General features: G+C 34.6%; 17 protein-coding genes. All 17 read left to right on the top strand.

Annotated elements, in window-relative coordinates; genetic code table 11:
• Positions 1-19: 19 nt before the first annotated feature.
• Positions 20-982 (top strand): stage II sporulation protein M, encoded by a 963-nt coding sequence (locus PSU83_RS04310; protein ID WP_300587094.1) that lies wholly within the window; start codon positions 20-22, stop codon positions 980-982.
• 2 nt (positions 983-984) lie between these two features.
• Positions 985-1,923, top strand: a complete 939-nt coding sequence (locus PSU83_RS04305; protein ID WP_300587092.1) for a hypothetical protein — start codon at positions 985-987, stop codon at positions 1,921-1,923.
• Positions 1,916-2,677: a DUF4129 domain-containing protein gene (locus PSU83_RS04300; protein ID WP_300587090.1), complete on the top strand. Its 762-nt coding sequence runs from the start codon at positions 1,916-1,918 to the stop codon at positions 2,675-2,677. The genes PSU83_RS04305 and PSU83_RS04300 overlap by 8 nt, the downstream gene beginning before the upstream one ends.
• Complete coding sequence (locus PSU83_RS04295; RefSeq protein ID WP_300587086.1) at positions 2,674-3,876, top strand: DUF4350 domain-containing protein; 1,203 nt, start codon at positions 2,674-2,676, stop codon at positions 3,874-3,876. Before PSU83_RS04300 ends, PSU83_RS04295 begins: the two co-directional genes overlap by 4 nt.
• Positions 3,876-4,886, top strand: a complete 1,011-nt coding sequence (locus PSU83_RS04290) for a MoxR family ATPase (RefSeq protein WP_300587084.1) — start codon at positions 3,876-3,878, stop codon at positions 4,884-4,886. Before PSU83_RS04295 ends, PSU83_RS04290 begins: the two co-directional genes overlap by 1 nt.
• 2 nt (positions 4,887-4,888) lie before the next feature.
• Positions 4,889-6,220 (top strand): DUF58 domain-containing protein, encoded by a 1,332-nt coding sequence (locus PSU83_RS04285; RefSeq protein WP_300587081.1) that lies wholly within the window; start codon positions 4,889-4,891, stop codon positions 6,218-6,220.
• Between the two features lie 35 nt (positions 6,221-6,255).
• On the top strand, positions 6,256-7,044 hold the full coding sequence (locus PSU83_RS04280) for an RNA methyltransferase (protein ID WP_300587078.1): 789 nt from the start codon (positions 6,256-6,258) through the stop codon (positions 7,042-7,044).
• A 94-nt stretch (positions 7,045-7,138) separates the two neighbouring features.
• Complete coding sequence (locus PSU83_RS04275; RefSeq protein WP_300587167.1) at positions 7,139-9,358, top strand: RelA/SpoT family protein; 2,220 nt, start codon at positions 7,139-7,141, stop codon at positions 9,356-9,358.
• A gap of 2 nt (positions 9,359-9,360) precedes the next feature.
• Positions 9,361-9,867 (top strand): hypothetical protein, encoded by a 507-nt coding sequence (locus PSU83_RS04270; protein WP_300587075.1) that lies wholly within the window; start codon positions 9,361-9,363, stop codon positions 9,865-9,867.
• A 16-nt stretch (positions 9,868-9,883) separates the two neighbouring features.
• The gene (locus PSU83_RS04265; protein WP_300587073.1) at positions 9,884-10,339 is read left to right on the top strand and encodes a transcriptional repressor; all 456 of its coding nucleotides are present in this window, start codon (positions 9,884-9,886) and stop codon (positions 10,337-10,339) included.
• Positions 10,340-10,350: 11 nt separating this feature from the next.
• The gene (locus PSU83_RS04260) at positions 10,351-10,701 is read left to right on the top strand and encodes a hypothetical protein (protein WP_300587071.1); all 351 of its coding nucleotides are present in this window, start codon (positions 10,351-10,353) and stop codon (positions 10,699-10,701) included.
• 52 nt (positions 10,702-10,753) lie between these two features.
• On the top strand, positions 10,754-12,025 hold the full coding sequence (locus tag PSU83_RS04255) for an adenylosuccinate synthase (protein ID WP_300587069.1): 1,272 nt from the start codon (positions 10,754-10,756) through the stop codon (positions 12,023-12,025).
• 66 nt (positions 12,026-12,091) lie between these two features.
• Positions 12,092-13,459 (top strand): alpha/beta hydrolase, encoded by a 1,368-nt coding sequence (locus tag PSU83_RS04250; protein ID WP_300587068.1) that lies wholly within the window; start codon positions 12,092-12,094, stop codon positions 13,457-13,459.
• Positions 13,435-14,058, top strand: a complete 624-nt coding sequence (locus PSU83_RS04245; protein WP_300587066.1) for a Crp/Fnr family transcriptional regulator — start codon at positions 13,435-13,437, stop codon at positions 14,056-14,058. The genes PSU83_RS04250 and PSU83_RS04245 overlap by 25 nt, the downstream gene beginning before the upstream one ends.
• Before the next feature lie 64 nt (positions 14,059-14,122).
• Positions 14,123-14,650 (top strand): heme-binding protein, encoded by a 528-nt coding sequence (locus PSU83_RS04240; RefSeq protein ID WP_300587065.1) that lies wholly within the window; start codon positions 14,123-14,125, stop codon positions 14,648-14,650.
• 22 nt (positions 14,651-14,672) lie between these two features.
• The gene (gene uraH, locus PSU83_RS04235) at positions 14,673-15,077 is read left to right on the top strand and encodes a hydroxyisourate hydrolase (RefSeq protein WP_300587063.1); all 405 of its coding nucleotides are present in this window, start codon (positions 14,673-14,675) and stop codon (positions 15,075-15,077) included.
• Between the two features lie 211 nt (positions 15,078-15,288).
• The coding region (locus PSU83_RS04230; RefSeq protein ID WP_300587060.1) for an aminotransferase class I/II-fold pyridoxal phosphate-dependent enzyme at positions 15,289-15,974 on the top strand (686 nt) is incomplete at its 3' end.

Genomic DNA, 15,974 nt, shown 5'->3' with positions numbered 1-15,974 from the left:
AATTCCTATTTTAGCCTCCATGAGGGAGGTTGCATTCATAAAACAAAATAAACAAAAATGGCTTGACTTTGAACAAGCAATTTTTGGTAAATCTAAAAAAAATCCTGATGAAATGGCAAGTTTGTACATTCATTTGGTTAATGATTTATCGTATGCGCAAACCTACTACCCCAAAAGTAAAACGGTTGTTTATCTAAATTACTTAGCGTCACAAATTTATCAGAAAATTTACAAGACCAAAAGAGAAGAAAAAAACAGGTTCGTTTATTTTTTCAAAACGGAAGTTCCTTTATTAGTTTATCAGTACAGAAGGTATTTAGTGTATTCTTTTGTGTTGTTTTTTGCGGCCGTAGCGATTGGCGTCGTTTCTGCAAAATACGACGAAAACTTTGTCCGATTAATTCTTGGCGATGGTTATGTAAACATGACTTTAGACAATATTAAAGACGGAAATCCAGTGGCCGTTTACAAATCAGGAAGTAATTGGGGCAGTTTTATTGGGATAACTTTAAATAATCTATACGTTGGCGTGCGCTGTTTTATTTATGGCATTTTTGCTGGAGTTGGAACGTTTATGATCTTAATACAAAACAGTATCATGCTGGGTTCTTTCCAATACTTTTTCTACAAGGAAGGTGTTTTTTGGGAAAGTGTACGCGGAATATGGCTGCATGGTTCCATGGAGATTTTTGGAATGGTAGTAGAGGCGGCTTGTGGTTTTATTCTTGGTGCTTCTATCCTGTTTCCTAAAACTTTTTCAAGATTAAATTCTTTTAAAATCGGATTGAAAGATGGTTTGAAAATCTTTCTAAGCACGATTCCATTCACTATAGCTGCTGGGTTTATTGAAGGATTTGTCACGCGGTATGGAATCGAAATGCCCAGCTGGCTCAATGTTATTATCATTCTAGGAACACTAGCTTTGATATCTTTTTATTTTCTGGTTTACCCAACAATTATCCATAAAAAAATAAACGCATAAGTATGTTTACACTGTTCAAAAAAAGAGATTTTAGCGATTATGTTAGCGATACGTTTCAGTTCTTCAGAGTAACTGGAAAACATTACCTGAAAAGTTATTTCACTATTTGTGGAATTATGTTGCTGCTTTTAGTTGTCTTCTCTTATTTTTTATTTCAGGTCTATTTTGATTTTTTTCTAAACTTTGGTAAAACCAATAACAATGCTGATTTCTTTCAAAACTATGTACAAAATAATATTCCGATTGTAATTGGCGGTGCCGTTTTGATGTTTTTATTCATTGTTTTTCTAAGCATGCTCAACTATTCTATTCCGGTAATTTACATGGAATTGTATGCTAAAAACAAAGGAAATACCTTTGAAACTAAAGACATCCTAGCCAAATTCAAAACTAATTTCGGGAGGATACTAGTTTTCTTTTTAGGATTAATTTTTTTGGTCACTCCATTACTAATGTTAGTTTTTGTAATTCTTATTTTACTTTGTTTTATACTCATTGGCATTCCCTTATTGCTTTTTGCAGTGCCTACAGCTGTAAGTTGGATCACGCTAAGTTTCTTTGAATACCTTAACCATGACAAAGGCTTTTTCGAATCGCTAGGCAGTGGTTTTAAACATGTTAAAAATCAGTATTTTCCCAATGTGGGTTCGTTAATTATCATGTACATCATCATCCAAATCGGAATGTCTGTTTTCACAATAATTCCCTATATGTTTGGAATGGTTTCGATTATTACCTCGACTCAAAATCAAACTGCTACTAATGATTCGGTATCCACTGTAAAAATTATGCTGACCATAGTAATGGTAGTTTCAATAGTAATGAGTTACATTTTAAATAATCTTCTGTTCGTAAATCAAGGTTTGGTATATTATAGCAGACGCGAATTTGACGAAAATATAAGCTCTCAGGATTCAATAGATTTAATAGGCAGTGAATAAATTTCTACTCATTTTTTGGTTGCTTGTTTCTGTACCAATTTGGTCACAGGACTCATCGGCTGTAGCCAAAAATGAAACGATTAAATTCACCGAAAAAGATATCGTTGTTGACCAAAGTGATATAATATCAAAACCTAAATTGAACCCTAATTTTAAGCAAAAATACAAAGCAACCGAATTTCAATATGAAGTTGTAATTGCCCAAAAAGGCGCTTGGGAACGTTTTGAAGAATGGCTTGCCTACTGGTTTAAAAAGATTTTTGGCCTTTCAAGCATGGATACTTCTTCCAAATATGTTGAATATACATTAAAAACAATTGCGGGATTAATCGTAGCGTATGTAATTTATCTCATTGTCAAAATTATACTAAACAAAGAAGGACAATGGATATTTGGCAAATCAACAACACGTAAAATATTGACAGATGAAGAAATTGAGAAGAATTTAATTTATGTAGATTTTGAAAAGTTGCTTCAGGAAACGCTTAAAAATGGTGATAATCGATTGGCCATTCGGTATTATTATCTATGGCTTTTAAAGCGACTTGCAGAGAAGAATATCATCGAATGGCACACCGAAAAAACGAATTCTGATTACGCTTACGAAATAAAATCAACCGATTTAAGAACAGATTTTCAATACCTATCTTATTTGTACAATTACATTTGGTACGGTGAATTTGAAATGAACGAACTTACTTTTTTAAACGCTAAAACTGCATTTGAAAAAACTTTAAAATCATTAAACAAATGAGTAGAACACTAAAAATATACGTATTTTTCCTGCTCGTTATAATTGCGTTATTTATCTATATTGACGCCATTAGACCAAAGCCTGTCGATTGGACGCCAAGCTATGATTTGAGGGATAAGATTCCGTTTGGACTTTATATTTTTGACCAAGAATCAAAGACACTTTTGAGTCCAAATAAAGTTATAAAAAAGACCAAAACACTTTATGAGTTTCTAGATCCGCTATACAACGCGGATACGTTAGTAAAGAATTATAAAATAAAAGGAACGATTCTGAATATTTGTGATAATTATATTTTGGATGACCAATCTACAAAAGAATTATTTTATTTTGTCAGTCACGGAAATACCGCTTTTTTGAGTGTTCAAAATCTTCCCGAAATGTTTACGGATTCTTTGAAAATAGAAATCAAATCCCAATTCGATTTAAATGACAAAGTCGATTGTTGGCTAGCAAACCCTAATTTGGGTAAAGAAAAATACAATTTAAATCAAGGCGCCGGAAGTTACTATTTTTCGAAAATTGATACACTTTACACCACGGTTTTAGGCTATCAGGGAACTGAGAAAAAAAAGTATGTCAATTTCGTCAAAGTCAATTTCAGACAAGGAAGTTTCTTAATTCATTTACAACCAACCGCGTTTACCAATTATCATTTACTGAAAGATAACCATTCGGAATACACCGAAAAAATCTTGAGTTATTTGCCTAAAAACCCCATTTATTGGTTGATAAAAGATCAAAATGGATTAATTGAATCGGGTTCACCGTACCGTTATATTTTAAGTCAGCCGGCTTTGAAATGGGCTTGGTATTTATTTTTTATCGGAATTCTGATTTTTATGATTTTTAATGCAAAAAGAAGGCAGCGAATTATTCCGATAATCAAACCCTTATCCAATACAACCGTTGATTTCACTAAGACTATCGGAAATTTATACTATCAAGAAGGCGATCATCAAAATCTGGTAGACAAGAAAATAATCTATTTTCTGGAAAGAATTAGAAACGAATATTTAATCGAAACTTCTACTTTAGATGAAAATTTCATCAAAAAATTACACGCTAAAACCGGAAAAGAATTAAAAGATATTGAACACTTGGTCTATTTGATAAATTACCAGCGAAAGAGCTACCATCAAAGTATAGAAAGTGATTTAATCGAAATCAATAATGCAATAGAAAAAATTATCAACTAATGGAAAATACAGAAAACTTCGAAAGCAATGAAAATGAAAATGTAAATTTTCAGTCAAGACTAAATCTTGAACCACTTCGCGATAGCATTGATAAAATCAAAGCTGAAATGGAAACCGTAATTGTTGGTCAGCACAAAATGATTGATCAGTTACTCGTTTCAATTTTGGCAAACGGTCACGTTTTGATTGAAGGAGTTCCTGGTGTAGCCAAAACGATGACTGCTAAAATCATTGCCAAAACGATTTCCGTTAATTTTAGTCGTATTCAATTTACACCCGATTTGATGCCGTCAGATATTTTAGGAACATCGGTTTTTGATTTGAAAAAATCGGAATTTGAGTTTAAAAAAGGGCCGATATTTTCCAATTTAATTTTGATAGATGAAGTCAATCGTGCTCCAGCAAAAACCCAAGCCGCTTTGTTTGAAGTTATGGAAGAAAGACAAATTACCATCGATGGACATTGTTATAAATTACAACATCCGTTTATCATCATGGCAACGCAAAATCCAATTGAGCAAGAAGGAACCTATCGTTTGCCAGAAGCGCAATTAGATCGTTTTTTATTCAAAATCACTATCGATTATCCAAATCTAACGGAAGAAATTGACATCATCAATCGTGAACATTTGTTGCAAAATACGGGTAAATTAGAAAACATAAAAGCGGTTTTATCGGCTTCAGATATTATCAAATACCAAGAGTTAGTAAAACAAATTCAGGTTGAACCTAACTTACTAGAATACATTGCCAAACTAGTGGTAAACACGCGTGAAAATGCGTTCTTATATTTGGGTGCATCGCCAAGAGCATCAATCGCAATTTTAAACGCGTCAAAAGGTTTTGCTGCGATTCGCGGACGTGATTTTGTTACTCCAGAAGATATTAAAGAAGCCGCAATTCCCGTTTTACAACACCGCGTTATCGTAACTCCCGAACGTGAAATGGAAGGTTTAACGAGCACTGAAATCATCAAACAAATTATCGAAAGCATCGAAATACCAAGATAATAGTGAACTTTTTTAAGCAATTATATATCAACAATTTCTTTTTCTATTTGCTCATTGGCATTATAGTTTTATTCTGTTGTGCTTTTATTTTTCCCGCTTTATATAGCGCTACTTGGTACTTGTTATTCATATTAGCCCTATTTTTTGTGTTAGATATTCTAATTCTGTTTAGCAGTAAGAACGGAATTGAAGCCGAAAGAACAACGCCTGAAAAATTGTCCAATGGCGATGAAAATCCGATTGTTATTTCCTTAAAAAACTTTTACACTTTTTCAATTGAAGTTAAAGTAATTGATGAAATTCCGTTTCAATTTCAAGTGCGGAATTTTGAAATCAAACGCAAAATAAAAAATGCTTCCAAAGATGAGTTTCAATATTCACTAAGACCAACAGAACGTGGCGAATATTTCTTCGGAAACTTGAATGTCTATGTTTCTTCGCCCTTACGTTTGATTTCCAAAAGATACAAGTTCAATAAGGACCAAATGGTGCCAACGTATCCATCTTACATTCAATTGCGGAAATACGATTTGATCGCTTTTTCGAATAATTTGTTCCAATACGGCGTTAAGAAAATCAGAAGAATTGGCCACACAATGGAGTTTGAGCAAATTAAAGAATACGTTCCAGGCGATGATATCCGAACTTTAAACTGGAAAGCAACTGCCAAAAAAAACAGCTTGATGGTCAATCAGTTTCAGGATGAAAAATCCCAGAATATTTATATGGTCATTGACAAAGGCCGCGTGATGAAAATGCCTTTTAACGGAATGAGTTTGTTGGATTATGCGATTAATGCGACTTTAGTATTATCGAATGTAATTCTGAAAAAACAAGACAAAGCCGGAATGTTTTCGTTTTCAAAAAAAGTAGAAAACCGAGTTGTAGCCGAGAAAAGAACGTCGCAAATGCAAAAAATTCTCGAAAGTCTGTACAACATCAAAACTAATTTCTTCGAAAGCGATTATTCCCGTTTATATGTTGACATCAAGAAAAACATCAACCAACGAAGTTTGATAATCTTGTACACCAATTTCGAAACAATGGATGGTTTGCACCGACAATTGCCTTATTTAAAAGGAATTGCGAAAAGCCATTTATTAGTCGTTGTCTTTTTTCAAAATACCGAATTATATGAAATTACCAATAAAAAATCACAGACCATTCAAGAAGTATACGATAAAGTAATTGCTGAAAAATTCATTTTCGAAAAGAAACTTATTGTTACCGAATTGAAAAAATACGGAATCTATTCGGTGTTAACACAACCAGAAAACCTGACATTGGATACCATCAATAAATACCTTGAAATTAAGGCAAGAGGGATTTTATAATAAATCTCAGTAACTTTGACCCTTTGCAATTGATAATGAAACAAATTACATCCTCTCAAAATCCGTTTATAAAATCATTGGTTCAGCTTCAGGAAAAAGCCAAAGCCCGCAAACAATCTGGAACTTTTTTGATTGAAGGAATGCGCGAAATTGAGTTGGCGGTAAAAGGAAACTACGAAGTGGAAACGGTTTTATTTCTTCCCGAATTAGTAACACCGCAACAAATAACCAAATTAACAAATAACCAAATCGAGCGAATTGAGATTTCAAAAGAAGTCTATCAAAAATTAGCCTATCGCGATACTACGGAAGGAATTCTGGCTGTAGCCAAAACAAAATCATTGCAACTATCCGATTTAAAACTTCCTGAAAATCCATTGATTTTAGTAATGGAAGCTCTCGAAAAACCAGGAAATATTGGTGCCGTTTTACGCACTTGCGATGCTGCAAAAGTGGATGCCGTAATCATAGCGAATCCCAAAACCGATTTATACAACCCGAATATTGTAAGATCCAGCGTGGGTTGTTTGTTTACCAATCAAATCGCCACCGGAACTAATGAAGAAGTTATTGACTTTTTAATTGGAAATAATATCAATTTTTATAGTGCCACTTTACAGAATTCTACTTCGTACCACACTCAAAATTACACGACACCAACAGCCTTAGTCGTTGGGACAGAAGCCACGGGTTTAACTCAACTTTGGCGCGAAAAAGCAACTCAAAATATCATTATACCAATGCAAGGCGAAATTGACAGCATGAATGTTTCTGTTGCAGCTGCCATTTTGATTTTTGAAGCAAAAAGACAACGCGGATTTTAATCTTGAACGGATAAAAAAACTTATCTCTTTTTAAAAAATAATCATTGCACATCTCAATTGTTATTTCTAATTTTAGGAAATGATTGAACACGCTATGACTGAAATAGATTTAGAAGAAGAAAAAAAAGCGATTGCCAGAGAATATAAAGAATTACTTCGGATCAGTTATCAAACATTGACCGATTCTGAGAAGAAACTCATCCGAAAGGCTTTTGATGTTGCAGTAGAAGCGCACAAAGATCAGCGTCGAAAATCTGGTGAAGCCTATATTTTTCACCCCATTGGTGTCGCCAAAATTGTTGCTTCTGAAATTGGTCTTGGAGCTTCGAGTATCGCCGCAGCTTTAATGCACGATGTCGTTGAAGATACCGACGTGACAGTGGAGGACATCGAAAAAATGTTCAATCCTAAAATCTCTCATCTTGTTGAAGGTTTAACCAAAATTGCACAGGTTAAAAAAGACATGAACATCTCAATGCAAGCGGAGAATTTCCGCAAAATGCTACTGACATTGAATGATGATGTTCGAGTAATTCTAATAAAAATTGCTGATCGTTTGCACAATATGCAGACCATGGATTCGATGCCCGATCACAAACAAGTAAAAATTGCTTCTGAAACTTTATATATTTATGCGCCTCTCGCCCATCGTTTGGGATTGTACAACATCAAAACCAAATTAGAAGATTTAGGTTTAAAATACACCGAACCCGAGGTTTTTAAAGACATTGTTAGTAAAATTAAGGAGACTAAGGAAGAACAAGACGAATATATAAAAACCATTTCAGACGTTATAAAAAAATCGCTAGATCTAGAAGGTATTGAATATACTTTGAAAGGCAGACCAAAATCAATCTATTCGATCCGCAGAAAAATGGCGGCGCAGAATGTGACTTTTGATGAAGTTTACGACAAATTTGCACTCCGAATCATTTATAAATCTAACCTTCACGACGAAAAATTCCTAGCGTGGAAAATCTATTCAATAGTTACTGATCATTACCGCCCAAGTCCAAGCCGTCTGCGCGATTGGATTTCCTCACCAAAATCAACAGGTTATGAAGCGTTGCACATTACCGTTATGGGACCAAAAGGACGTTGGGTAGAAATTCAGGTGCGAAGTGAACGAATGGATGAAATTGCTGAAAAAGGATATGCCGCACATTACAAATATAAAAACGGAGCCACCGAAGAAAGCGGATTGGACACTTGGTTGAACCTTTTGAAAGAGGCTTTGGAAAGTTCCGAAACGAATGCGGTCGACTTTGTAGAAGATTTCAAAATGAATCTCTATGCCAAAGAAATCTTCGTCTTTACACCAAAAGGCGAAATCAAATCCTTGCCAAAAGGTGCCACCTCACTAGACTTTGCTTTTAGTATTCATTCCGAAATCGGAATCAAAACACGAGGTACCCGTGTGAACGGAAAATTAGTACCACTAAATCGGGAACTTAAAAGTGGTGACCAAATAGAAATCATTACTTCAGTGCATCAAAAACCAACCATAAACTGGTTGGATTACGTTACTACATCGAGAGCCAAAAATAAAATCAGGAATGTTCTCAACGAAAATACTAAGAAAATTGCTGAAGATGGAAAAGAGCTTTTGACACGAAAACTAAAGCACTTAAAGATCATTATGAATGAAGGTGTTACAAACGAATTGGTTAACTTTTTTAAGCTTAAAACCAGTTTAGATTTGTATTATCGCGTAGGAATTGGTTCAATTGAAAATCAGCAACTCAAGGATTTTGCTGCTCAAAAAAGTAATACGTTGATGAATTTCTTCAAAAATAAAATGAAGCGTTCACCAAGTTCACATCCTGAAGACATTCACAAACAGGTGCTGAACAGCAATTATGATATGTTGGTTTTTGGTTCAGAACAAGACAAATTAGATTATAAATTATCGTCTTGTTGCAATCCCATTCCAGGCGATGAAGTTTTTGGTTTTATTACTATAAACGAAGGAATTAAAGTCCACAAAAAAGATTGTCCCAATGCTATTACACTACAATCTAATTACGCCTACCGAATCATGCAAGCCAAATGGATTGACTCTTCCCAACAGGAATTCAGAGCGATTCTGAAAATTACAGGAATGGACAGTTTAGGATTAACCAATGAACTGACCAAAGTAATTTCGAACAACATGCATGTTAATATCCAAAGTATTTCACTGAGTGGCGATGCTGGAATTTTTAACGGTCAAGTTGCTGTTGTGGTACAAAATAATGCGATATTGAAAAAACTAATTGATAATATTAAAAAAATTGACGGAATTGATAAAGTAACCAGAGTGTACACAAATTAAGGATGAGAAAACTAATTTTTGTCATTTGCTTGATTACCGTTTCTCAACTATTTTCTCAAGACAAATTCAAGTTTAAGTCAATTGACTACGGCATTGGAACTTATAAAATCAATAATGAACACTCAGCATTGGTTTTAATTAGCGCTTTCGATGTAACTACTTCCTACAAATCAAACTTGCTTACATTATCAAATACTATTGGTTTTGGGTTTGGAAAAGATGAGCAAAGCTATATTGATCTCGAAGGTTTTTACGAAATCACTGTGTTATATGGCAGAGAATTTAGCATTGCTAAACAGTTCACGCTTGAAACGCATGCAGGATTAGGATTTATAACTCAAAATAATACAACGGTCCAAAACGAAAACCAATCTTATGCAATTCCATTCAAAGTGAAATTATTATACTACACTAATGACCATTTTGCTTTGGGATTTAACCCAAATGTTAGTTTTAATAAAATAAATACAATTTATAGTTTAAATTTGATTCTTCATTTTAAGTTTTAAATTTTACCTTTGCCACATGACACTAATTGCTACTGATAACAGTAAAAATCAAGAGACTGTAAAAAACGTTTTTACATTATATCTTGAAAACAAAGGACATCGCAAAACGCCTGAACGCTATGCTATTCTTCAGGAAATTTATGATAGTGAAGAGCACTTTGATATTGAGAACTTGTATATCAAAATGAAAAACAAAAATTATCGTGTATCGCGTGCTACTTTGTACAACACTATCGAACTTTTATTAGATTGCGGTTTGGTTCGCAAGCATCAGTTTGGACAAAATCAGGCACACTATGAAAAATCATATTTTGACAAGCAACACGATCATATCATTATGACCGATACTGGTGAAGTAATCGAATTTTGCGACCCACGAATTCAGACAATCAAACAAACTATAGGCGATTTATTTGGCATCGAGATTCACAACCACTCGTTGTATTTCTATGCAACTAAAAAAGAACAATAAAATTATTTTAAATGAAACTTAACCAATTTCTCTTTGCTATTTTACTGTTTTCATTCCATTCAATAGTTGCTCAAAATAAGAATATTGAAAAAGCAGTAATAAAAACGATACTCCACTGCGATCATTGCAAACAATGTGAAACTTGTGGTAAAAATTTTAATACCGAATTGTATAAAATAAAAGGATTGAAAACCTTCGAGCTCAATGATACTGCGATGACAATTACGGTCTATTATAATCCAAAGAAAACCAATCTTCAAACCATAAAGAATAAAATTTCTGCAATGGGTTATGATGCCGATGATATTAAAGCAGATGCTGTAGCTTATGAAAATTTAGACAATTGCTGTAAAATAAAATAATAACTAACTACAAACAGAAACTGAACCAAGTTCAGTTTAAACACAACACACAATGACTGTAGATTTACTACTTGGATTACAATGGGGCGATGAAGGCAAAGGAAAAATAGTTGACGTTTTAACTTCAAAATACGACATTATCGCTCGCTTTCAAGGTGGACCAAATGCTGGACACACTTTAGAATTTGACGGAATTAAACATGTTTTGAGAACTATTCCTTCTGGAATTTTTCATAAAAACAACATCAACATCATCGGAAACGGTGTTGTGATTGACCCTGTAGTTTTCAAAAGTGAGATAGATGGTTTGGCCAAATTCAACCTCGATCTAAAATCAAAACTAATTATTTCTAGAAAAGCGCATTTAATACTTCCAACGCACCGTTTACTAGACGCAGCTTCTGAAGCATCGAAAGGAAAAGCCAAAATTGGTTCTACGTTAAAAGGCATTGGACCAACCTATATGGACAAAACCGGTAGAAACGGAATCCGTGTTGGTGATATCGAACTAGCTGATTTCAAAGAAAGATACCGTGCTTTAGCTGATAAACATGAAGCGATGATTGCGTTTTACAACGTTGACATTCAATACAATTTACCCGAATTAGAAAAAGAATTTTTTGAAGCGATTGAAGATTTACAAAAATTAGACTTCATCGATAGTGAAGAATATTTGGCACAAGCCCAAAAAGCAGGTAAATCAATTCTGTGTGAAGGTGCACAAGGTTCATTGTTGGATGTTGACTTCGGAACCTATCCATTTGTTACCTCATCTAACACTACTGCTGCAGGCGCTTGTACAGGTTTGGGCATTGCTCCAAATAAAATCAAAGAAGTTTACGGAATTTTCAAAGCATACACCACTCGTGTAGGTTCTGGACCATTTCCTACCGAGGATTTTACAGACGCAGGCGATTTGATGGCAAGTGTTGGAAACGAATTTGGAAGTGTTACCGGACGAAAACGCCGTTGCGGTTGGCTTGATTTGGTTGCGCTGAAATATGCCATCCAAATTAATGGTGTAACCCAATTGATGATGATGAAGGGCGATGTGCTTTCGGGGTTTGAGACGTTAAAAGTGTGCACTGCTTACAATTATAAAGGGGAAATCATTTCGCATTTTCCATACAATATTGAGGAAGAAAATGTTACGCCAATTTATACCGAATTTAAAGGTTGGAAAGCTGATTTAACAGGAATGACTTCTGCAGACAGCCTACCAAAAGAACTAAAAGACTACATCGAGTTTATAGAAAAAGAAGTCGAAGTTCCGATAAAAATTGTTTCTGTAGGACCCGATAGAAAACAGACGATTTCAAGATAATTTTATAAACCCTTTCCATCGCGAAAGGGTTTTATTTTTTATATTAGTGCTCAAAATCCAAACCCCATGAAAAAACTCTTTACTCTTTCCTTCTTTCTATTGTTTTCATTGCTGACTTCCGCTCAAGATATTTCGGGAGATTGGACCGGTGAAATTGAAATTCCATCCGGTAAATTGGGAATTGTATTTCATTTAAGTAAAGACGAAACTGGATATGGTGCCACAATGGATATCCCTAAACAAGGATTGAGCAATTCAAAAGCAGAAAGTACAACCTATATCGATTCTGTTTTAAAAATTACTTTCCCCATGTTCAAAATGGAATATTCAGCACGTTTGAATCAAAAAAATGAATTTGCTGGGAATTTAAGTCAAGCAGGAAATGGACTTCCATTAGCTTTAAAAAAAGGAAACATCAAACTAAACAGGCCTCAGGAACCCAAACCACCATTTTCTTATTATTCCGAAGAGGTTGCTTTTCAAAATTTAGCCGATAAAATCAACTTGAAAGGAACTTTGACTTTGCCTAAAAAAGAAGGTAAATATCCGGTTGTAATCATCATTAGCGGAAGCGGACCTCAAGATAGAAATGGCGCTATGTTTGGACACAAATTGTATTGGGTTATAGCGGATCAATTAACCAAAAACGGAATCGGAGTACTGCGTTTTGATGATAGAGGTACAGGAGAATCCGGTGGAAAAGTGGCACAAACAACTATTGAAACTAATTCGGCAGACGTTAAAGGTGCGATCGCCTATCTGAAAACCAGAAAGGATATTATTACTTCCAAAATAGGATTGATTGGGCATAGTATTGGCGGAATTGTTGCTCCAAAAATTGCTTCTGAAAACAAAGATGTAAACTATATCATTTTAATGGCTGGACCTGGATTAGACGGTAATAAACTAATGCTTTCCCAAAAAGCAGCTTCCGAAAGATTGCTGGGAATTCCAGAAGATCAAATTATGCAGGGACAAGTACTTTTTGGAGGTGCTTATGATATCATTGTTAATTCGAAATCAGATGCTGCTGGAATAAAAGCAGAAGTGTCAACCTATTTCAAAGAGAAAATTGGGACTATGGTACCCGAAGAACAATTAACCGCAATTACAGATCAACTGATGGGCAATGAAATCCTTAGTCTTTTACAATCAAAACCATCTCAATATTTAAACAAAGTGAAATGTCCTGTATTGGCAATTAACGGTAGTAAGGATTTTCAAGTTCCTGCTAAAGATAATTTGGCAGCGATTAAAAAAGCAGTCGAAAGTGGTAGCAATACTAAAGTTGAAACTATTGAAATGGAAGGGCTCAACCACTTGTTTCAGGAATCAAAAACAGGAGCACTAAGCGAATATGCTGAAATTGAACAAACGATTTCTCCTGTTGCTTTAAACGCAATGACTTTATGGATACTGCAACAAGTGAAATAATTAGTAAAAAAAGTAACCTCAACAAAGGAATGCATGCCACTCTTGAAAAATTTCTGAAAAGTAAAACTGATTTAGAGGATACAGTACTTCATGAAATCTGTTCTTACTTTAGTCTAATCAGCACCAGGAGAAACGAAATTCTTTTGAGCTATGACCAAGTTTGCAAAAACTATTATTTTATAAACGAAGGCTGTATTCGGTTATTTACTGTAAGTGCAGATGGAAACGAAAGCTCCAGATATTTTGCGTTTGAGGGAAATTTCGCTACGGCTTTACCCAGTTTTATTGATCAACTGCCAGCTGAAGAATACCTGCAAACTATTGAAAAATCCGAACTATTGTGCATTTCAAGAACTGATTTTTATCACTTAGTAAATACGTTACCCGAATTTGCCAAAATATATACCGAAATTTTAGAACTCGGATTCATCGTGGCTCAGAAAAGAATTTACGGATTTCAAGGATTTGACGCTTTGGCTAAAGTAAAGTGGTTAATCCAGCATCAACCAAAATTACTATTAAGAGTGTCCAATAAAATGGCGGCTTCTTATCTTGGTATTACTCCATCTACCTTAAGCAGAATCAAATCGAAGTTGTAAAACCTTGACCTAGGACAACATTTATGATTAGTACTGTACTTAACTTTGCAGAAACAAATTAAGTATGAAAAGTATATTGGTATTGATTACGTTAATTTCCACTGTATGTTTTGGACAAAACACTAGTGATTCAAAAAAATTACAACTGCCTGTTGACACCTACGTAACGTCGGTTGACAATTTAACACTAGAAGCTGCTTTAGAGTTGACCAAGCGTGTTACTAAAACCGCAGCATCCTTAGATAAAAAAGTTTCTATAGCTATTCTGGATGCTTCAGGAACCACTATTCTATTAGTTCGCGGTGATGGAGTGGGACCACACAATACAGAGGCTGCCCGAAGAAAAGCATTTACGGCTTTATCAACAAAAACACCTACACTTTTACTGTTAAGAAACGCCGAATCAAACCCAGATACCAAAAATTTAAATACACTTCCCGAATTACTATTATTGAGTGGTGGCGCTCCAATATGGTATAAAGGTGCGGTAATTGGAAGCGTTGGCGTTGCGGGCGGCGGAAGTGCAGAAAACGATGATTTACTAGCAAAATCCGCCTCTATTCCCGAAATTGGAATTACAACTACAAAATAATAAACTTAAAAAAACTCATAAAATGAAAAAGCTACTATTCGCTATTCTTACAGTAATGTTATCGAATCTGACCTTTGCACAAAAAACCTTTCAACTTTCAAGTCACATCTTAGATGTATCTAAAGGAGAACCGGCAACTGGAGTTACAATCCGACTTGAAAAATACAATGAACAGAACAAGACTTGGAATTTTTCGGATGAAAAAGTTACGGACAAAAACGGTAGAATTACAGATTTTCTAAGCTCCGATAAATCAAACCTCGGAATTTACAAACTAACGTATTTCACCAGCGAATATTTCAAAAGAACCAATACAGATAGTTTCTACCCTTTTATAGAAGTGGTATTCCAAATTAAAGATGGCAATCATTATCACGTTCCAATAACGCTTTCGGCTTACGGGTATGCTACCTATAGAGGTAATTAAACTCGGAAACACCATACTTTTATAAAGTACCTTGAAACATAACTAAAAACCCAAAACCCTTTCATCCGTTAACTTGGAAGAAAGGGTTTTAGTTATAAATTAGCATAGTTTAAGAAAGTTTAATAGAGTGTATACAAATGGTGGTGGCAATTTTAATTCTCCCCGATTGTAACAAACTATTTTTTTAAAGTCAAATTAAAAAAAAGGAAGTATGGAAAACAGAAGAAGACTTTGGCTAAAACAAATTGGATTAGGAATAGCAGGGATTGGATTAGCAAATGTAAAATCTTATGCTTCGCCAGTTGTGCCTGATGACATTTTTGACAATTCAGAAAATGACACTAACTTAATTTTTTTACGCTCAAATGAAAACCCCTATGGTCCATCTCCTTTAGCAAGGAAGGCATTTGTTGACAATGCAAATATTAGTAACCGATATAATTGGGATGTGGCGACACAACTAATTTCTGACCTTGCAAAAAGAAATAGTGTTAATGACGAAAACATATTGTTAGGAGCTGGTTCAACTGAAATTTTAGATTTGGTTGCAAAATATGTATCAGTAGACAAAGGACACGAGACGAAGGTTACTGGCAGCGCAAATTATGTAATCGCAGACCCAAGCTATGATTATTGGACCGTCACATTAGATAATTTAGGTTTAACCAAAAACAAAGTACCGCTTACAACCGACAAGAAAATTAATTTGCAAGCTATGTTGGAAGCTGTAAACCAAGATACAAAACTTGTTTATATCTGTAATCCAAACAACCCAACAGGAACAATTTGTGAAAGAAAAGCATTGGTAGAATTTGTAACCAAGATTTCACAAAATACAATTGTATTAATTGATGAGGCATATTTGGACTTTACTAAACAGCAATCCCTTAGCAATAT

It is taken from the genome of Flavobacterium sp., from assembly GCF_029945805.1.
Lineage (GTDB): Bacteria > Bacteroidota > Bacteroidia > Flavobacteriales > Flavobacteriaceae > Flavobacterium.
The sequence above is the reverse complement of the archived record's forward strand: the minus strand, read 5'-3'. Positions and strand labels throughout refer to the sequence as shown.